Source organism: Paenibacillus xylanexedens (assembly GCF_001908275.1).
GTDB classification, from domain to species: domain Bacteria; phylum Bacillota; class Bacilli; order Paenibacillales; family Paenibacillaceae; genus Paenibacillus; species Paenibacillus xylanexedens_A.
Map to the genome: position 1 here is coordinate 6,600,053 of NZ_CP018620.1, position 21,407 is coordinate 6,621,459.

The 21,407-nt window shown below is 42.9% G+C and carries 15 protein-coding genes and 1 pseudogene; 3 read left to right on the forward strand and 13 right to left on the reverse strand.

Annotated elements, in window-relative coordinates:
• Positions 1-15: 15 nt before the first annotated feature.
• The 6 genes and pseudogenes from BS614_RS28775 to BS614_RS28800 form a co-directional block, all read right to left on the reverse strand.
• A pseudogene (locus BS614_RS28775) lies at positions 16-2,270 on the reverse strand (glycoside hydrolase family 3 C-terminal domain-containing protein).
• 29 nt (positions 2,271-2,299) lie between these two features.
• On the reverse strand, positions 2,300-4,159 hold the full coding sequence (locus tag BS614_RS28780; RefSeq protein WP_244898224.1) for a family 43 glycosylhydrolase: 1,860 nt from the start codon (positions 4,157-4,159) through the stop codon (positions 2,300-2,302).
• A 30-nt stretch (positions 4,160-4,189) separates the two neighbouring features.
• Entirely contained in the window at positions 4,190-5,077 is an 888-nt protein-coding gene (locus tag BS614_RS28785) for a carbohydrate ABC transporter permease (protein WP_074096417.1), read from the reverse strand.
• A gap of 17 nt (positions 5,078-5,094) precedes the next feature.
• Positions 5,095-6,045, reverse strand: a complete 951-nt coding sequence (locus BS614_RS28790) for an ABC transporter permease (protein WP_244898225.1) — start codon at positions 6,043-6,045, stop codon at positions 5,095-5,097.
• A gap of 237 nt (positions 6,046-6,282) precedes the next feature.
• A complete protein-coding gene (locus BS614_RS28795) occupies positions 6,283-7,824 on the reverse strand; it encodes an ABC transporter substrate-binding protein (RefSeq protein ID WP_074096418.1) in 1,542 nt (513 codons plus the stop codon).
• Positions 7,825-7,939: 115 nt separating this feature from the next.
• Positions 7,940-9,529, reverse strand: coding sequence for a response regulator transcription factor (locus tag BS614_RS28800; protein ID WP_074096419.1), 1,590 nt, complete (start codon positions 9,527-9,529; stop codon positions 7,940-7,942).
• Between the two features lie 96 nt (positions 9,530-9,625).
• On the opposite strand from BS614_RS28800, the gene BS614_RS28805 reads away from it, so the two are divergent.
• On the forward strand, positions 9,626-11,314 hold the full coding sequence (locus tag BS614_RS28805) for a sensor histidine kinase (RefSeq protein ID WP_074096420.1): 1,689 nt from the start codon (positions 9,626-9,628) through the stop codon (positions 11,312-11,314).
• A 127-nt stretch (positions 11,315-11,441) separates the two neighbouring features.
• Here the strand turns inward: BS614_RS28805 and BS614_RS28810 are convergent, their stop codons facing one another.
• Positions 11,442-11,990, reverse strand: coding sequence for a PadR family transcriptional regulator (locus BS614_RS28810; RefSeq protein ID WP_074096421.1), 549 nt, complete (start codon positions 11,988-11,990; stop codon positions 11,442-11,444).
• Positions 11,991-12,154: 164 nt separating this feature from the next.
• Here BS614_RS28810 and BS614_RS28815 point away from each other — a divergent pair, with 164 nt between their 5' ends.
• Positions 12,155-13,438, forward strand: coding sequence for a cytochrome P450 (locus BS614_RS28815; protein WP_074096422.1), 1,284 nt, complete (start codon positions 12,155-12,157; stop codon positions 13,436-13,438).
• A 362-nt stretch (positions 13,439-13,800) separates the two neighbouring features.
• On the opposite strand, the gene BS614_RS28820 is transcribed toward BS614_RS28815, so the two are convergent.
• Together BS614_RS28820 and BS614_RS28825 are read right to left on the reverse strand one after the other, a co-directional pair.
• Positions 13,801-14,589, reverse strand: coding sequence for a TrmH family RNA methyltransferase (locus BS614_RS28820; RefSeq protein WP_074097040.1), 789 nt, complete (start codon positions 14,587-14,589; stop codon positions 13,801-13,803).
• Between the two features lie 26 nt (positions 14,590-14,615).
• On the reverse strand, positions 14,616-15,278 hold the full coding sequence (locus BS614_RS28825) for a potassium channel family protein (RefSeq protein WP_244898227.1): 663 nt from the start codon (positions 15,276-15,278) through the stop codon (positions 14,616-14,618).
• A gap of 167 nt (positions 15,279-15,445) precedes the next feature.
• Between BS614_RS28825 and sspI the strand changes: the two genes are divergently transcribed.
• Positions 15,446-15,679 (forward strand): small acid-soluble spore protein SspI, encoded by a 234-nt coding sequence (gene sspI / locus BS614_RS28830; protein ID WP_017692323.1) that lies wholly within the window; start codon positions 15,446-15,448, stop codon positions 15,677-15,679.
• Positions 15,680-15,907: 228 nt separating this feature from the next.
• Here the strand turns inward: sspI and BS614_RS28835 are convergent, their stop codons facing one another.
• The 4 genes from BS614_RS28835 to BS614_RS28850 form a co-directional block, all read right to left on the reverse strand.
• Positions 15,908-17,491 carry a peptide chain release factor 3 gene (locus BS614_RS28835; protein WP_074096423.1) on the reverse strand — a complete coding sequence of 528 codons (1,584 nt, stop codon included), beginning with the start codon at positions 17,489-17,491 and terminating at the stop codon, positions 15,908-15,910.
• A gap of 351 nt (positions 17,492-17,842) precedes the next feature.
• A complete protein-coding gene (locus BS614_RS28840) occupies positions 17,843-18,241 on the reverse strand; it encodes a DoxX family protein (protein ID WP_024634146.1) in 399 nt (132 codons plus the stop codon).
• A gap of 358 nt (positions 18,242-18,599) precedes the next feature.
• A complete protein-coding gene (gene zwf / locus BS614_RS28845) occupies positions 18,600-20,150 on the reverse strand; it encodes a glucose-6-phosphate dehydrogenase (RefSeq protein ID WP_074096424.1) in 1,551 nt (516 codons plus the stop codon).
• Positions 20,151-20,364: 214 nt separating this feature from the next.
• Entirely contained in the window at positions 20,365-21,114 is a 750-nt protein-coding gene (locus BS614_RS28850) for a YwmB family TATA-box binding protein (protein ID WP_074096425.1), read from the reverse strand.
• Between the last annotated feature and the right edge of the window lie 293 nt (positions 21,115-21,407).

The window sequence follows — 21,407 nt, forward strand, 5'->3', positions numbered from 1 at the left end:
TAATTTTCCAGCCTTCTAGTCCTCATTTAAATGTGCAAGAAATTGCTCCAGCTGTTCCTGCGGCATTGCTCTTTGGTTCTCAATAATTCTGAGCTTAATACTGTTCAGTAAAGATTCCATGTCCATTCCAAATGGCCCCTCAGATCCAGAGCTTCCGAAGCCCATCCCTGTCAATAATGATGAAATAAAGGAAGCAGCAGCTGGTTCAGACTTAATATCGCCTAAGGTAGAATCTAAGGTATATTTCTTGCGTAATCTAACTGATGAATGGACCTGAATTGTATCTTGCAGAACGATCTCTCTAGAGGATTTACCAATAAGAAGTTCAAAGTCACCGCTTTCCACATGCCAATCCTTTAATTCAACGTTATAATAAGCAAACGCACGTTTCCCCAGTTTAAAAATAACCCGCTTTTCCTCTCCTGGAGCCAACTCGATTTTTTCAAAGGCCTTTAATTCTTTAACAGGTCTGATCACACTAGACACAACATCCTGCACGTAGAGTTGTACAATTTCTTTCCCTGCTCTGCCTCCTGTATTCTTCACCTTTACCGAGACGATGACTTCTTCGGAATCTGTAATTTCTTTCTTATTCAATTGAAGCTCAGAATATTCAAACGTGGTATAGGAGAGACCATGCCCGAACGGGAATAGAGGTTCCATCTCAACTTTATCGTAATGACGATAACCTACGAATAGGCCTTCTCTATACTCTACCTTGTCACCTTCACCCGGGAAGTTAATGTAAGATGGGGTTTGGCTCAGTTGAACCGGGAAGGTTTCCGCGAGTTTTCCGGATGGGTTCTTATCACCAAAAAGAATATCAGCTACAGCACCGGCCATCCCTTGTCCACCCAAATATGCTTCAAGCACCGCCTTTACCTTGTGAATCCATGGCATTTCAACAGCAGAACCATTGAATAGAACAATGACAGTGTTGCTCTGAATCTCGGTAACTGCTTCTATTAAAGCATTCTGATTATCTGGAAGCTTTAAGTGCTCTCTGTCCACACCTTCAGCATCGTATTTCTCTGGCAGTCCAACGAACAGAATTGCTACTTCCGATTCCCCAGTAACCTTTTTAGCTTCCTGAATCAATTGAGCATTAATCTCGCCTGAGTCCAATGAATAACCTTCAGCATATTGTACTCGTGCTTGCGACGCTGTTTTAGCTATTTCGTCCATTGGAACTTCTACCTGTGTAGGATTTACTCGTGAACTCCCTGCGCCTTGGTATCTTGGATGCTTTGCAAAGGCGCCGATTACTGCGAGTTTTCCTTGTTTTTGAAGTGGGAGAAGCTGATCGTCATTTTTCAATAACACCATGCTCTCTGCTGCTACGGATCTAGCGAATTGGTGATGAGCTTTTTGATTATAGGTGGAGTGATCCTTTTTATTGTCTATCGCTTTATATATAGTTGAAAGAATTCTTTCAACAGCAACATCCAAGATTTCTTCAGACATATTACCACTGCGCACGGCGTTAATAATCTTCTCGCTACCTACACCATTGCTGTCGGGCATTTCCAGATCCATACCTGCTGACAGTGCAACATCCCTCTCACTAACAGCCCCCCAGTCAGAGACAACTATTCCTTCAAACTCCCATTCTTCTCTTAAAATATCATTTAATAATTTCTCGTTCTGTGAGCAATATTCACCATTAATCTTGTTATAACGGCCATTACACTCCACGGCTGTGCTTGTTTTATTACATTTTCGAAACTCGCAAGATAAATCTCACGTAACGTTCGCTCATCAAGAATGACATTGATATTAAACCGTTTCGTTTCCTGGTTGTTTACTGCAAAATGTTTAAGTGACGTTCCTACCCCTTGACTTTGAACGCCTTGAACATAACTGGTCGTTAATTCAGATGATAAGTAGGGGTCCTCAGAGAAGTACTCAAAGTTTCTTCCGCACAGCGGCGATCGTTTGATATTTGTCCCGGGTCCAAGGAGAATGTGAACATCTTCTGCCTGACATTCTTCGCCAAGTGCAGCTCCAACTTGTTCTATTAAAGTCTTATTCCACGAACTGGCTAGTCCTGCTGCTGTAGGAAAACAAGTTGCTGGCACACTGTCGTTGAGCCCCATATGATCTTGGGCTCCCGATTGTTTTCTTAGACCATGCGGCCCGTCTGTGAGCATTAGCGCTGGTATTTCGTGTTCAGGAAGAGTAGCTGTATTCCAAGCGCCTACTCCGGAGCATAATCTTACTTTCTCTTCCAAGGTCATCCGTGAGATAATTTTTTTAAGATCTCTATTCATATTAAGCATCTCCTTTCGGGCTAGACTTATTAGATCGCCTTGTAAACCTCACCTTCAGTTATCCCGATCTCATTAAAACTATCTACCCGGACATATAACGGCTGACCTTTGATTAATGCCTTAATTACCATCTGATTTCTTTCGAATATCATGTGACTATGGTACAGTTTATCTGGAGCAAATCCCCAGAGCACATTGTAACCAGCCGCTTCAACACTCTTCCATGAAACCGAAAGATCAAGTTCACCTAAAAGTTCGAGTTGAATTTCGCTCGTTTTATCAGGGAGTGTTCCTACGCCAATCCCGAACACGCGAAGACCCGAAATACATGCCTGTTGGTTAAAAGGAAGCTCCTTTACAATGCACCGGAGATACCTTGCCTTTATTCCGTCTTCTTTCACTATGAGATCATGTGACAAATCAGTATTTGCATCCGACTTATCCTCAATTACAAAATATTCTTTTCCATCCACTGATCCTTCGAGAATCCATCTGGTATAATGCTGACGTTCGTCGATGAATCGCCCTTCTATCATAGCCGCTCCCTCTGGAAGCGAAAGATCTAATTGATCATCGGCAAAATTGATTTGTATGGCATGTACATCGCATGGATGCTTCAAATCTACTTCGATCCATTCTCCAGAAGCATTAGAGCCTGCTTGCCACCATGTTTGAACATTCTCATCCGTCGCTTTCGAAGCTTCTTTTCCTTCTATAAAGGAAGATGCCTTAGCAGGTTTATTGTAAGACAACAGCATCCATTCCGGATTGTCCCATGGATTCATCTGTGCCTGTTCGATCCTGAAAGGCCAGTCTCCAAATCGCTGATTGCAGAATAATTCTCCGTCCTTATCGAAACCTGCAGGCCATAACCCCAATCTTCTTTCTAAGATATAATTTTCGCTGATTCTCATGGTTGAGGTATGCCAAAGATTCCCGTATTTATCTTCCATTGTTGATCCGTGCCCAGCACCTGGAATGAACCCCCCCGGCTTGTAGGAGAAAGGATTATTATTCGCCAGCGTAAACGGTCCTAATGGTGTATTGGATACGTAGACCCCATCCGAATAAACGTTATACTCCGTCCCAGGGCTAGAATATTGAAGATAGTATTTTCCGTTATGCTTATCCATCCATGCGCCTTCAATGTATGGATCATTCCCTACCGCCTGCCTAATCATATTCAGATGCTCATCAGTAATACCCGGATTTGCATTTGCATAGCCTTGCACTATCTCCTCAATTTGCTCAAGCGTTTTCGGGATATGATTTTCGCCATTTCTCTCATAACCAATAACCGTAGTATTGCTATAGATCAGTTCTAGCGGCTCCCCTTTGGGTTTCATATCCCTTGGATCCAGCTCGCCCCCATAGATAGGCGTTTGACTGGAACATCCCCAGTAAAAATAAACCTTACCATCATCATCTACAAATAGATTTGGATCCCAGAATGGAAATGTCCCTTCTATTTCCTCAAACTCACCGCGAATCGGATCTTTTGTTCTGTAGAAAGAGCAATTCTTCGATCGACTTGATGCAGAAAAATACATATACTCCCCGATAACCCGCACATCCGGAGCATAATCATGAACGGGCAAACCCTTCAAAGGATAAAATTCCCAGTCATGCAGATTATCGCTTACAAGAAATCCCGCTGTCATTGAGGGAAACATAAAGTATTTTCCATGAAATAGAATCATAGACGGATCAGCAGCTTCCCTAAAAGTAAGCATTTTTCCTTGTCCTTTGATAAACTGATATTTATATTCCATGTTAATAGGATTGCAAACGTACATATTATATTCACTCCCTTGAATTGTCATATTCTCGTTTAAAAATGGCTGGACTCGGCATCGCCATGGGTAATGGCGAACCCGAAATCCAGGCATTATCTCCTATGCTCCTGGTTATTGGCACATTTACTCTTTGACTGCTCCGGCCGTAGCCCCTTTAACGAACCATTTTTGGAAGATCGGGAACAACGCGAGCATCGGTAAGATTCCCACAATTGCAATGGCCATTCGGATGGTAACTGAAGGCAAATCCGCCGTACTGACTGCAGTGCCTACATTATTCTGCTGTAGGAACTTGATATTCTCGTTTATGTTATTTAATATCGTTTGAACACTTTGGATTTTACTGTTCGTCGAGAGAAAATACATCCCGTTCGTCCAATCGTTCCAATATGTCAAAGCGGTTGTCATCCCAACCGTGACGAACATTGGCATGGACAAGGGAATCGCAATGCTGCGAAATACTCTAAATTCGGTAGCTCCATCGATTCGTGCGGATTCCACGAGCGCTGCCGGCAGGGTATACTCAAAGTAATTCTTAAACATGACGACAAAATAGGCATTCATTAATAAATTTGGAAGTAGCAAGCCGAATATGGTGTCTTTGATATGAAAAATTTGTGTATATACAATATAAGTAGCAGTCAATCCGCCATTAAACAACATTGTGAAGATTAACAGGAACATCAGTAAACTACGCCCCGGAAGATCAGGCTTGCTTAGGGTATACGCAAGCATTGCCGATATAAGCACGCCGACTATCGTACCGACTACGGTGACGAAAATTGAAACCAGATAAGCTTTGCCGATGACTTCCCATTGCCCGGCGATATATTTGTAAGCGTCCAATGAGAATTTTTCCGGAAAAAAACTATAACCATTTCTCAGCGCCGCAGTTTCATCAGTTATGGAGGACATTAATAACAAAATGAAAGGTGCTATTGCCAGTACGGATAAGATAATCATCAGAATATGTCCAGCAATGGACCATTTTCTTTCTTTGATATCTATCATTGTTGATCACTCCATTATTAGAATAGGGAATCTTCCTTGCTATATTTGCGAAGCACCATATTCGAGGCCACAACTAATATGAAACCTACAAACGACTGGTATACTCCCGTTGCTGTTGACATCGTAATATCTCCAAGCTTCATAAGCGCCCGGAATGAATAAGTATCAATTGTTGTTGTGCTGTCATACAGTGCACCCGAATTCATTGGAACCTGATAAAATAAACCGAAATCGGAATAGAATATTCTGCCGATGGCCAAGATTGTCATCAAGATAATAACCGGCTTAAGAAGTGGCAAGGTAATATTCATGATTTGCTGAAACTTCGTCGCTCCATCTATTTTGGCAGCCTCATAATAATCGGAGCTGATGGTAAGAATCCTCGCTGTATATAACAATAAGCTGTATCCAATACCCTTCCATGTATTCACAAACAAAAGAATGAATGGCCAGTATTTAGGTTCGGAATACCAGGAGACAGGATCGATTCCGAGCGGTTTTAAGATGGAATGATTGATGAACCCGGTTTCACTGCTGAGAAACGCGAAGCCTAAATAACTAACGATGACCATGGAGATAAAATAAGGAATCAGTATGGCAGACTGATAAGCCTTGGCAAGTTTTTTGCTAATGATCTCATTGAAGAGAATCGACACCACGATTGCGAAAATCGTGCCCACCACGATAAATAAAAGATTGTACAGAACTGTATTCCGTGTCATGATCCAAGCATCGTCAGTCGTGAACAGGAACTTAAAGTTATCGAACCATACGAACTTCCCATCGAAAATGCTGCCGGAGAAATCAAGTTCCCGAAATGCGATCTGCATGCCGTACAGAGGCATATAATTGTTAATGAATAAGTAGATTAACGCTGGTAAAGCCATAAGATACAAAGGAATATAAGACTTCCAATTTATCTTTTTTTTACGCGCTTTCGGCAAGTTCACATTTGTTGATGCTTTCACTCACTCCGCCTCCCAATTCGTGCTTTCTCTGAAGTTTTGTTCTACTATTGGACTTCTCAATTGTATCTTACACAAAGAACGTAACCTGACGTTATACCTATGACGACGCAAAAGATATCCTTTTCCGACTTGCTGATTTCTCCGTTTGCGGGAACAGAAAAGAGCTGCCCCACCTGCATTAAACACTACAGGAAGACAGCTCCATGCCTCTTCATTTTAGGAAGGGATTATTCCCCTTTACTTACCGTTCTCAGCGAGCCAGGCGTCTAATTGACGCTGTTTTTCGTCAATAACCTTTTGCAGGCCTGCAGAATAAAGACTGTCGTTAAATTTCTTTATCAACTCATCTGGATCTACAGAACCATTGCCGATCACCTTCGAATATTGTTCAGAGACCGCATCCAATGCCGCGATTTCTGTTCTTACAGGTGTCGGATCGAATAGAAAGCCATACGCTGGAGATTTCAAGGTATTGTCATTCCATTCTTTCAGCTTAATCTTGAAATCTTCAGGGCTAAGTCCACTCGCTTCTACAAATGCTGCACTGAGTGGTTTTTTATCATAATCGCCGAACATCAGCCAGTTGTTCTGATTGTAATTCGCATTTTTGCTTTCGTCCACGGTCCCATCTGCGTTAAGCTCGTAATGTTCACCTTCTATGCCAAATTGTAACAACGTGGATAGCTCTGCGCTGGAATTCAGCAGGTTAAGAAGTTGAATCGCTTTATCAGGTCGTTTACTGGACGATGCTACTGTCCAAAGGAACAGCTGCGAGTCAGTGGTAGTTTGAACAGGCTGATGCAAAGCTACAGTTTTTTGCTCGATTGGTTTCGAAAGACCGCCAGTAAATCCCACAGAACTAGCCGCCGTTGCAAAAACCTTTCCATTGAGCAGCAAAGCGCCGCCATCGTCTTGCGAGGTGCTTACGTCCTTGGAAATGTATCCTTTCTGGTACCATTCCCGAACTTTTTTCACCGCATTGATCCATTGCTCCGACTCGTACTCATTTATGATCTTCATACCACTGTCATCCATAAGCCCGCCATATTGATTGCCGAATCCATCGAAATAAACTAAGTTATTCGCAATATTGCCTGAGCTTACTTCTGACGCAATCATGCTCATCTCGGGTTCGCCTTCATGAATTTTCGCAAAAATCGGGTCCATGTCAGCGATCGATTTGATCGAGTTAATATCGATGTTGTACTTATCCAGGATGCTTTTGTTCATATTGAAGCCAATTGTATTTTTTTGATCCATTTTTTGAGGAATAGCAAATTGTTTCCCGTTAAATTGGCCGGCACCAAGTAGGTCGCCAAGTGTTTCTTTCAGCGCTGGTCCCCAATTCCCAAGCTCCTCGTCAATCGGACGAATCATTTTATTGTTAGCAAAAGGAGCGAGATATTGGTTGCCCGGCATAAGCATCAAAAGATCTGCTTTCTCTCCGCTTGAAGCTTTGAGAGCGTAGGCATTCGCCATGTTGTATAAGCTAACGCCTTCGAGATCGACTTTCGCATTAATCTCTTTTAAGGTAACCTCATTTAACTTCTCTTCAATTTTCGGAAGGTCTGGTTGCTCTTGCCCCAGAACCGCATAGTTAACTTTGATCGTATACGGTTCTTCATTAAAATCAATTTTCCCGGATAATTCACTATCACTCCCGTTTGAAGCGCTTCCATTATTGGGAGCCGATGTTTTCCCGTTGTTACTGCTACTGCACCCGACTAAAGACACCGCTAGTAATGCAGCCAATAACACTGGAGTGATTTTCTTTTTCATTTAAGTTCCCCCTTATAGTGGCAAAATCTCTTTCCAATCTTGTCTTTATTATAGAAAACAGGTGGCAGTTAACGTTATACATGATCCGACTTAATGGATTCCGAATTCCGACTAATTACTGTGTGACGTTACTAATTTTGAACTTCTGGGGAGACATTCCCGTCTCTTTGGTAAAGATGCGATTGAAACTTGAATAATTATAATAACCGACCAGCATGGCAATTTCACCAATACTTTTGTCCGTATGAATGAGGAGTTCTTTGGCTACTTCCATTTTTTTATTAATCATATATTTACTAATGGATACGCCAACTTCTCTTTTGAATATTCTTGTTAAGTAATCTGCATTCAGATGAACATTGTTAGCAATATGCTCCATCGAAAGCTCCTCCGATAAATGAAGATGAATATAATCCTTCGTTCTATCGACTGGATTAACCCAGTTTGTGTTCATCTTATCAAAGTTCTGCATACGATCCATGGCGTAAGTCACCCAATGAAGGAGGGCTTCCAACGACTCTGAAGCTTCACCTAATATTTGGTTTGATAGCTCATCACCAAACAGTTCGTTCACAAAAATATTTCGGCCTCTGGCAAATTCAAAAATCAAAAAGTGAAATTCCATCGTAAATTTTTTAAGAAAACCACGTGTGATTCTCTGACCATGAGATAATAATTTTTCCCTTATTTCATTCGAAATCTGGACATATCTGCCTTGTAGCATCCAATCTCTCCATCGATTGATAAGTGTATCGGTGAGTATAAAGCCATTTAGGTCGCGTACTTGATATAGAAAGAATATATCCGACGTTTGAATCATATTGTTAAAATCCATCTCTTGCAGTGACTCAATAATAGCCGGCATTTCGTAAATATTGTTTATTTCTCCTATATAACAACAGATGATTTCTTTAATATGCCCTTTTACCATATCCGTTAATTTGCGGCAAGATGCGTCAATCTTTTTAAATAGATACTGTTCCTCTAGACTCGCTTCCATATTCAGCATAACCAGAATTGACGTATCCGTGAAAGGAATGACTTCTTTTTCAGTTTCCGGAATAACGAGAAATTCATCCGTTATGTTTCTCAATGCATACTGCAGTAACTTCTGATCTTCCTTCGTAACTTGTTCAGTCCATTTCTTGGTAACAATTAAGATGGGAAGGTAGAAATTCTCGAGATTAATATCAAGTCGTTTCTGGCGCAAGTAATTCGTCAAGCTGTCTTTATTGGGTGCAATATCCCCGAGAAAAAAATCCTTCCAAAAATGTTTAATTACTGATTTCTTGTTTTGAATCCAAGAGTTGCTATTCTCTTTTAAAATTCTCTCCATTCGGATTTTCTTTATTGTATTTTCAAGAACAACCGTCACTCTAAGGAAGTCCAACGGCTTCAGAATGTAATCTACACTGCCCAGTTGCAGGGCATTTTGCAAAAACTGAAAATCAGCATGGCATGTCATAAAAACGCATTTTACATGCGGGTGGTGCTCATTAACCCATTTCAACAGTTCCAAGCCTGAACCCATTGGCATTTCAATATCGCTAAGTAAAATGTCAATTAGACATTCGCTGAATCTATGAATCGCTTCTTGTAAACTGGCAGCTACATAAATATTCTGGACCCCTACCTTGTCCCACTGAATTCCATTTCTCACAGCTTCAATCGCACTTATTTCGTCATCTACGATTAACACATTCATGTCTGTATCCTCCTGCTGCCGTTTTGACATCCATTCATCTAAGAGTATAATCATAATAGCCCGTTCGGGTTAAATTTTACAATATGGAGCTTGGTTATGAAACGACTTCGACACAAAGGATTTTACAACTCAATATTCATAAAGTTATTAGGAATATTCGCTATTTTAATTCCTGTGATTGCGATGTTTATCTACACCAACTATCAAGCCCGGTCTACGCTGGTTAAGCAGGTCGAGAACACCCACCAGAATATGCTGCAGTCCTATTGGATTCAAATAGACAACGAGCTCAATAATGCGGTAACTTTTGCTGTCAATACTGCCTGGTTCGAAAGTGATCTTCAACTCACGTTAAGCAACGACGAATCCGATTCAGAATTAGCCAAGCAAAGAATATCCTTGAATCTCTCTAAGCAAATTCTTTATGGCACTAACCTAGTCGACACTCTTTTTGTCTATACCGATAATGCTTATATATCAGCCAGCTCCAGCCAGAATCCGGAAGAGCGGAACGCCGTTAAATCCTACGTTATGCAAGCCGCAGCATCTTTGGAGACAAGTGACTTATCCTTAAAAACAGACTGGAAATTCATAAAGATCTATAATCACTCTAGTATGATTCACTTTAGCAAAGGTGACAATGGCGTGCTAACCGGAGTTTACGTTAATCTAGACAGATCTTTAAACTATTATTCGAAAAATAATCCGAATTTCACCTTATATCTTATACCGAATAACGACTTACAACGTGCAATTTCTGATATCCCTAAGAACAACCTGATTATTACAGCCCCTTCTTCTTCGGCTCCAATCTCGTTCGTGGAAGTTATACCTGAAGACACCATTTTGAAGGCCCTTCCTTTTATGCAAAAGTATACGCTAGCGATTTCTATAATTGTAGCAGCGCTGCTTCCGTTCCTGTTCTTCCTAGTAAGATTGACTGTGGTTCAACCGCTCCAAAAGCTGAACAAAGCGATGAAACATATTCAACGCGGAGACCTGCAGTATCGGATCTCACCTTACCGGGTGTCAAATGAGATTGCTATTGTAAATCAAACCTTTAATCAGATGATGGATGAAGTTCAGCATTTAAAAATAAGCGTATACGAAGAGGAAATCAAGCTTCAGAAGTCCCTCCTTCGAAGTCTCCAAATGCAAATACAACCTCATTTTATTATTAATTCACTGAATATGGTTTACAATCTGCTTGAGAACAAAGATTCACAGACGGCCAAAAAGCTTATTGTTCATTCCGTTGATTTCTATCGGTACATGATCAAAGTAGATAACGATTTTGTCCCGCTTCATGAAGAAATCAAACACGTTGACACATATCTTCAGATTCAATCCATTCGTTACATGGATAAATTCACCTATTCTCTTGACATCAACAAAATGATAGCAGATATGCTTGTTCCCCCTATGCTGATTCAAAACTTTGTAGAAAATTCAATCAAGTATTCTGTGCAATCTAATAAGTGCATTCATATAGCAGTGAATGTGGACTACTTCGAAATCGACTTCTATCCGTTTGCCAAAATCATCATTTCAGATACAGGAAACGGTTACCCCATAAACCAATTGGAGCTATTAAATCAGGGTAAAATTATAGCCGGCAGAGACGGCGAGCATATTGGTATCCGAAACACCGTGCAACGTCTTTCCTTATTATACGAAGGAAAGGCCCATTGGAGATTTTATAACGATAACGGTGCCGTAAGTGAGTTGATGCTCCCCGCTCTTTTCCCAGAGCTTGCGGAGCCCAGAGAGGGAGACGAAGAATAAGCCATTCCGAGGAATGACTTATTCTTTGAGGTAAAACAATTAGAGCATTCTATTTCTTGGGAAACGGTAAGGAGCCTCGGCTTGTTCCTGTGAGCGCAGACAAGCCAAGGACCCAGCATACCGTTCATCATGTGCTTTTTAATACTCTACCCTGAACATGATCCAACAGTTTCCTAAGCCAGAGCATATCATTATGAATTGAGTGGTAGGCATGATCTCTCATCAATAACAGTGCATCTTTTAAGTCCTCTTGCGCATCAATCTCATCATGCCTATGAAGATCGATATATTCAAGCTTCCTATCCAACTTTTCAATGATATCCATAATTAAATAAGCGAGCTTCTGATTATCCACCTTATCCAGATGTACCAATGCAGCGTATAAGGATTCCACGTTCGTAAACTTCTGGAACGCCTTGTATATACTCTCTTCCAGAAATATTCGTCCTTTCTCAGTAATTCCATATGTTGTTTTGTCTGGTCTATTTTCCGATTGTATTGTTTCTACCTTATCAATCAGACCCTTCTTCAGTAATACTTCAAAATTATAATATATGGTGCCTTCGGTAATCTTAGCATCCGTTTGATCCAGATGTTTGCCAATTCGTTTCTTAATATCATAGGGATAATAATTACCTTCACTAAGTGCACCAAGTATAAATATTTGAATCGACATTATGACTGCCCCCCTTCTATGTATGGCTTCTATGTAGTGCTTACCCACATGAGTTCTATTTTATATCATAACGGGTTGATGTACAGACTCTGTATCTTTGGGATTGTATTCAAACAATAATCACAATACTTGAATTAAAGTACTTTTATTTGTTATATTGGTAAATGAGACCAACCAAGGAGGCGAAACGAGTGACGAAGAGTTCTATTATTTCTCTGTCCGAAATCACGAATTTCCAATCAAAAGAAGAAGAATTCAGTCCCTACCGTTGGTATCGAAGAATGCTGGATCAGGAACCTGTCATCTACAATGAAGAGACCGATTCCTGGCATGTATTCAAGTATGATCTGGTAAAAACCGTGCTTAATGATCATGAGCACTTCTCCAGTGTGAGAAAAAGATCTATTTCTAGCGTGGGATATTCAAGTAGTGAAGAAGAAGGCACGGATAGCGAGCATCATATACCGGACAAGCTAGATATACACAATGTAGACCCCCCGGAACATCGCAAGCGGCGATCCTTACTTGCAAGTGCATTTACGCCAAGAAGTCTGAAGCTTTGGGAACCGAGAATTGAAGCCGTGGCCGAAGAGTTGATCAGAGAATTTGAACATCAATCGGAAGTGGATATTATCAAAGCATACACTAGTACGTTTCCTATCATTATCATGTCTGATCTACTTGGCATTCCATCAAATGATCATCATCTATTCAAGGGCTGGGTGGATACCATGTTTATGCCCTCTACCGATGCCACCTTTGATCAAATTAACCAATTAAAAAAAATTGCTGGTGAAGAATATTTTAAGTACTTATATCCTTTCGTCGTGTCCAAGCGATCTAATCTGGGAGAAGACATCATATCAGACTTAATCCAGGTTGAGCACGATGGCGAACACTTTACAGATGAAGAGATTGTACGTACCACCATGTTCATTTTGGGAGCTGGCATCGAAACGACTAGTAATTTGCTAGCCAACTCTTTCTATGCCCTTTTATATGATCAACCGGAATTGTATGTCGAACTCAGGGATAACCTTGAGCTGGTTCCTGCTGCGGTAGAAGAAATGCTGAGATATCGCTTTCACATCAGTAAAATGGACCGCATGGTCAAAGAGGATAACGATCTGCTTGGAGTTAAGATGAAAAAAGGAGACGCCATCGTAGCATGGATGAGCGCAGCCAATATGGATGAGAATATGTTCGAAGATCCGTTCAAACTTAATATTCATCGCTCAAACAATAACAAACAACTTGCATTTGGTTTTGGTACGCACTTCTGTCTGGGAGCACCCTTGGCACGCTTGGAGGGCAAAATTGTACTGACTACATTTTTAAAAACTTTCAACAAAATTGAGCCAGTGGATGGATTCATACTAGAAGATAATCTTACTCCTTCTGCCGCAGGACAATCTTTAATAAGACTACCTTTAAAGTTGTATAAGTAAATATAATTCACGTATGTGCTACTTATGGCAGATAAGGTTCATTACTCATTAATAAATTTAATAAATACATGTAAAGAACAAACAGTCCCCGAAGAATTATTACTATTCATGGGGACTGTTCGAGTTAGTTATTAAGTTTGTTATCAGCAGGAAGTTTATCTTACCTAAATCATATAAAAAAAAAGGAGATTTTTTTGTACAAATACAATAAATATTTAATTAGACGATTAACAGAACTTGAGAATAGATTTATCCTTTATCCCCGTCCTGACAGGGTTTCCAGGTATTTATGTTGTCTCATTTTATGTTATAAGTTGTCTCATTCGATGATATAAACCACAAAATTTGAGTTATATCACTACCTACAACATCCGCTGTCTCATCGCCTCAAATAACAAAATCGTTGCCGCCATCGCCGCGTTGAGCGACTCTGCCTGTCCCTGCATCGGGATCGTAATCGCATCATCCACCAAACGTGCCGTAGCATCCGAGATGCCTTTGCCTTCGTTACCAATGACAAGCCATACCGACTGCGTAAAATCATAACTATAACATGAATGCTCTGCCTGCAAAGAAGTACTTACCAGCTTCACGCCCGCAGCCTTCGCTTCGGGAAGCAAGGATTCCAACTGGCCCTCCACAATGGGCAAATGAAACAATGACCCCATCGTCGAACGAATCGTCTTCGGGTTATATACATCAGCACAGCCAGCACCAAGTACAACCCCCGCGGCTCCAGCTGCGTCCGCACTACGGATGATTGTCCCGACATTCCCTGGGTCCTGCACCCCATCCAGCACAACAACAAGCCCACGCGCTCCGGTAATTAGGCTTTCCAGTGGCTCACTGCCTTTACGCACAATCGCGAATACAGGCTGTGGCGTCATCGTATCCGTACATTTGGCGATAACCGCTGGAGATACACTAACCCACTCCACACGCTGTAGCGGGTTCTCAAGTCCAGCCAGTTCGCTAGGTACGCCTTGCTCTCCATCGTACACGATGCACTCCAGATCTGCTCTGGCACGCAGTGCTTCCTGTACCAGATGAATGCCTTCAATGATATATTTATGTTGACGGGTACGATGCTTTTTCTCCAGCAACTGCGCCCATTCTTTTACACGTGTATTTTGCGGTGATACAATATCCATCTTACCATCCTTCCCATCTGCATCCATCACTTCGGATACGCAAGTTCCATTTTCGTCAAATGATCCTTGTGACCTACAATGATCAGCACATCTCCAGCTTCGATTCGGTCCTCCGCGTACGGCGAGATGTTCATCGAATTCCCAGTGCGGATCGCCATCACGTTACAACCAAAACGTGCACGGATGTTTAATTCCATGAGGTTTTTACCGATCATTTGCTCGGAGGCTCTCATCTCCAAAATGCTGTAATCCTCAGATAACTCGATGTAATCCAGTATATTAGGCGAGGTCAGATGATGGGCTACGCGCAGTCCCATATCCCGCTCAGGATAGATGACTTTATCTGCGCCAATCTTCTGCAATACCTTACCATGAAGCTCATTTTGAGCTTTTACGATCAGAACCGGTACACCCATATCTTTCAATATCAGGGTTGTCAGAATGCTCGCCTGAATATCTTCACCAATCGCCACAACGACAACGTCGAAATTCCGTATGCCCAGCGCACGCAGCGCTTCTTCATCTGTTGAATCTGCCGATACCGCATGGGTCACCACATTGGACATTTCCTGAGTCCGCTGCTCGTCCGCATCAATTGCCAGCACGTCAAATCCCATACCACTCAGTGCATTGGCAACACTTGATCCGAACCGTCCCATGCCAATTACGGCATATTGTTTCTTGGCCATTAGGGTCTTAACCTCCCGCTGCACTTCAGCATGACGCATCATTACGGATACCCATGCTAACGTAAATAATCCTTCGTAGTATACCACAAAGCCTGATAAACTTGAATGCGCTCGCGCTTCCCAGGGAACAGTATTAGAGCAGCCGAATATACGAGGAGGGAATTGCGATGCCCATTACATTAAGCCTGCGTGAAGCGATTGTTCATAAAGTTCATGACAAGAGTGATGATCAGCTCCGGGAGATGATTGAAGGTTCAGTAGATGGACCGGAAGCTGCATTACCTGGACTTGGCGCCATTTTCGAGATGATCTGGAAGAACACAGAACCTGCCAAGCAGGAAGAACTGATTCAAATCGCGCAAGAGCATCTGCACACCATTCCCGTTCAACCGCTTAGCTAATCGAAGCAGTGGAGGGTAAGGTAACCATCATTACGTTTGTTCTGTCTGCAAAAGAAAGCTTTCCCTTATTCGGCTGGATCATACCCGCCTCCAGGTAAGGTGTATAGCAATAGATCCCTCCGCCAATTGGCGGAGGGATCTTATTTTTAACAAGCTCTATCTCATCACATGAACTTGTCACGTTTAACTAATCTTTTAACAATTCCCACGAAAGACTTCTGTCTTCACTTAAGGCGCAGTCTCCAGGAATTGAGCTGTAGGATTTTTATCCATAGCCGTTCTCATTGCGTACTCATTTTCGAAGAGCACTACATAATTCCCTTTTTTATCTTTTACAAGCGCAGAGTTAATCCGGAATTTGCTTGGGTCCAGATTCTCGTCCACGATCCAACGAGCGAACTGATAAGGCATGCGCTGCAATTGCACATCTACCCCATACTCGCCTTTCATCCGGTATTCAAATACCTCGAACTGAAGTTGACCAATTACGCCGAGGATTGTCTCGTCGAAACTTGCCGTCTGGAACACCTGAATGGTTCCTTCCTCCGTCAACTGATCAATTCCCTTTTGGTACTGTTTATGTTTCAATGCATTTTTTACGGTAACTTTGGCGAAAATCTCTGGTGAGAACGTTGGCAACTCCTCAAAGACAATCTCGCTGCCTTGGCTCAGTGAATCGCCAATCCGGAAGATACCCGGATCGAACAAACCGATAATATCGCCAGCATATGCCTCTTCGACAATATCCCGGTCTTGTGCCAGGAATTGCTGTGGCTGTGACAGCTTGATTTCTTTGCCCACACGAGTATGCTTCACACTCATTCCACGTTGGAACTTGCCTGACACAATACGCAGGAACGCAATACGATCCCGGTGTGCCGGGTTCATGTTTGCCTGAATCTTGAACACATAACCGCTGAATTTCTCATTTGTTGGCTGAATCTCTCCTGCCGTACTGCGACGTGGTTCAGGCTTCGGTGCCAGTTCCAGGAAGTTCTCCAGGAAAGTCTGTACGCCGAAATTATTAATCGCACTACCGAAGAAAATAGGTGTCAATTCGCCGCGTTGAACTTTCTCCATGTCGAATTGGTCGCCCGCAATATCCAGCAACTCCAGATCCTGACACAATTGATCATGCAGGTATTCTCCTGCCATCTCACGGATAATCGGATCTTTGTAGCCATCTACCTTTTGTACTTTGATCGTGGAGTGATCGTCCCCTTGGAACAATTCGACCTGATTTTTCATCCGGTCATAGACACCACACAGCTCGCGACCTGTACCAATAGGCCAGTTCATCGGAACCGAACGAATACCCAGTACATTTTCAAGTTCCTCCATCAGGTCAAATGGGCTTTTACCCTCACGGTCGAGTTTGTTGATAAACGTAAAGATTGGAATGCCACGCTTCGCACATACCTGGAACAACTTGATCGTTTGTGCCTCGACACCTTTTGCCACGTCAATCAACATTACCGCGCTATCGGCAGCCGTCAGTGTCCGATACGTATCTTCACTGAAGTCCTGGTGACCCGGTGTGTCCAGAATGTTGACGCGATGATCCAGATAATCAAATTGCATTACGGAAGAGGTAACCGAGATCCCCCGTTGTTTCTCAATTTCCATCCAGTCACTTGTTGCGTGTTTGCTGGCTTTCCGAGCTTTTACCGTTCCCGCAAGGCGAATCGCGCCCCCGAACAGCAACAGTTTCTCGGTCAGTGTGGTTTTACCCGCATCCGGGTGAGAGATAATGGCAAACGTCCGGCGTTTGTCCACTTCCTGTTGAAGAATATCATTTGCAGCTTTGCTCATAGGTTTAATCCCTTTCGTCCGTTCATTCACGTTAATCCGGCATGGCCGGTCCATCATTCAATCTTTATGCAATCCGGCGAGGCCGGTTGATTGTACACAAGTTTTTACGTACTAGGTATTTACACACTAGATTAATTTTACACATTTACAATGGAGTTCATCCTCCTCAAATCTGTGCTTTCATGCATACCGTGAACTGCTTCTTAACCCAACTCTCCTATTGTACCATAATCTGTACCGAAAATAACCGATTACTACCGCAGATTCTTCTCTTTTCACTTGCAAAAAAAAGCACCCTTCAGCCATTTCCATGGCATCCAGGCACTCCTCATTCATTTTTATTTATCGGTTTTAGAAAATCAATGCATCCAGCGCGTATTGTCCGCCACCAGTCAGGGCCAGCGCTACACCAATCACCAGAATCGCGAGATTATATTCGAATCCGTTCTGTGTGGACCAGTATCCGTTCGCGCCATGGACTTTCACAATCGCAATGACCATCGTCAATGCAATCAGAATGCCACCTACCGGTGTAAGCAGACCCAGGGCCAGCAGCAATCCGCCCCCGAATTCCGCGAGTCCAGCCAGTAACGCCACCAATGCACCGGGCTTCATGCCCATCGACTCAAACCAGCCACCTGTACCCTTGATCCCGTAACCTCCGAACCAACCAAACAGCTTTTGAGCCCCGTGCGCCATGAACGACAATCCAATCACCAAACGAATCAACAACAATCCTACATCCAACATCATTTTCTTTTTCCTCCATTCGATATATACAAAATAGTATTCTTAGATTAAAGATATTATGCACATTTTTTCTTCATGATTCTCTGTGACGCAAACCCCTTCAACTGGTTTACATTTTATCTCATGAATGATAACTTATCCGAAACGTTTGCCCGAATGAAGTTTGTCATTTGCGTAACTCTTTAACTCATGTGTTGAGTATAAGTTACATACTTACTTTTTGTCAACAACTTAATTTAAATTACTTATTTCCTTAGGATGGATACCTCCCTTTTCCCCGCTAAAAAGCCCGGAGACACCGCAAATTTGCGATATCCCCAGGCTTAGTCATGTTGTTTATGTTGTTAATTCCCTTAACCTAATCATTCACTTGCCAGATCACGCTGTCCTCGTCCTGACCATTCACCGGCCACCAGTGGAATCCATCCTGCTCCAGCAGCTTATCTGTCGCTTCTGGTCCCCACGTTCCAGCAGGGTACGTATGAAGCTCTCCCTGATTCTGTCCCCAGGCTGCTGCGATCCGATCCACAAAAGACCAGGCTGTTGCCACTTCATCCCAACGGGTAAAGTACGTAGAATCCCCTTCTGCTGCATCGTGCAGCAGACGTTCATACGCTTCAGGCGAGTTAATTCCAATCATGCAGCTCTGACAGAAATCCATTGCGAGCGGCTGAATCTCAGAATCCGAGCCTGGTTTCTTGGCATTAATTTTGATATATATGCCTTCCATCGGATTCACCCGAATGACCAGCAAGTTCGGTTCGAGCTTATATTTTTTCCCAAGGTACACGTTGTTTGGCATCGACTTGAACTCAACTACGATCTCAGTCGTTTTCACCGGAAGACGCTTGCCTGTCCGAATGTAGAATGGAACACCCGCCCAGCGGAAATTATCCACGAATACACGTGCTGCAAAATAAGTCTCCGTATTCGACTGCGGATCAACCTTGTCTTCCTGGCGATACCCCGGAAGCTGCTTGCCACGGTACTCCCCTTCGGAATACTGTCCCCGCACAACGTTGTTGCTCACTTCCTCATCCGAAGTAAAGGCTCGCAATGAGCGCAATACCTTCACCTTCTCATCCCGAATGTCCTCCGGGAACAGGCGACTCGGCGGTTCCATCGCAATCATCGTCAGCATCTGAAGCATATGGTTTTGCCCCATATCACGCAGTGCGCCAGAGTGATCATAATAACCGCCACGTTCTTCCACGCCTACTGTCTCACCCAGCGTAATCTGAACGTTGGCAATATGTTTGTTGTTCCAGAGCGGTTCAAAAAAAGCATTTCCAAATCGAATGACTTCGATATTTTGCACCATTTCCTTGCCCAGATAATGATCAATCCGATAGATTTCCTCTTCACGGAATACCTCACGAATCTGCTCATTCAGATGTTCGGCCGATTGCAGATCATAACCAAACGGTTTTTCGATCACTAAACGGTTCCACCCCTGACTTTCCAACATACCGCCGTCCCGCAAACTGTACGAGACACTGCCAAACAGCTCAGGTGCCAATGCCAGATAGAACAGCCGATTACCCGGCGTGTTAAACTTCGATTCCAGATGCTCCGTCTGCGCACGCAGCTCTTTGAATCCTTCCACATTATTGATATCCAGTGCTTTGTATTCAAAATGATCGACAAAAGCGTTCCACTCATCAGGTTCCCCAGCTGGATAACGGCAGAACTCTTTAATGGATTCATAGATGTCTTCCCGGAATTCTTCTGGGGACCTCGGACGACGTGCTACGCCAATAACCGCAAAGTCTTCGGCAAGCTTGCCTTCACGGTAAAGACTGTAGATGGCCGGAAACAGCTTCCGGCGGGCCAAATCACCCGTTGCTCCAAAAATGAAAAATACTGCGCCTGGTGTCTGTACTTCATCTTGCGATTGTTTTTCGACCATGGGCTCCTCTTTCTTCCGGGAAGATAACCTTCACGCTCTCCCCGAGCTATGTAATGGTGTTATATATGCACGACATACAACTGTCAATTACCAGCAAGTTCCTTCTTGGATGTGATGCCATTTTAGCATATCAACTGAATGGATGCACTATTTCAAACTCTTTTTTCTGATAAAGATTCTCACTAGCGGCTCCAAGTTCATAAAAAATTCATCCTTAATATTCAATCGTAATCACCGGAAACCCCACTGTAATTCGATTGTCGACTTCATCACCAATCTGGTGAACTGCGAGTTGCATATTCAACATATGCGACCCACTCTTAATCGACAAGGGCAGCTCAGTCGCCTTATAAGAGACACTTGCAGTGCCTGCATCTGTATAACGTTCGACGGAGGCGATATCCACCTTTGTGGACAGCTGTTTTTCGATCAGTTCCAGTTGCTGACTCGCATCATGTTCCGTAGCAGTAACTGCTGTACCTTGCACAGACATATTCCAGGTTGCCTTCATCCCTGAGTCTACAAGCAGTTGATCGACCTCTTCATGTAATGTCATTAATGCCTTCCGATCCGTGTGTGCATCCCCTGAGAGTTGTACGATGGCGTAGTATCCGTTGTCTCCTGTATCGACGACATTGACCAACATGCCTGCACCTCCAGTAGCCGTATCGACAATCTCTTCACTGCGGTAAACATCATGACCCGTCTGGCGTACCCGCACAGGTGGTTCAAGTCCCAAGTGACTTGCCAGTAACACGGCCTGCGCTTGTGCATCTCCCTTGCCTTCTCCTTGCCATTTAATAATTAGACGATCCACATTATCAATCACACTGTCAGCAGTATAGATTAACTGTTCCAGTTGGGTAGCTTTGGATTCGTTCTTCTCTGCGTATACCTGTGTCACACCAATAAGAATTATGATAACTATTGCCAAGATACCTGCTGTCATCCATCGATTTAACATTTGAATCCCCCGCTTCTTTCTTGCATTCTATGAATCTATCAACAGCATGCCCCTTTCGCATATTTGCTATACTTCTTCTGCACACAACAAAAAAGCCCCACCCGCCACTTGCATGGCAGATCAGAGCTTTCCATTCATCTTTTCTATATAAATTGAACTACACAATATTTACACTCGCCACTCCGATGACAGAACAACCTTCTGATCGCTGTTATCCCCAGATTTTTTGATTCCCTTTTTCAAGGTGAAAATCTGGGGATAAAGGCGAAGTTTATGCTTCCGAAGTAGCTTTC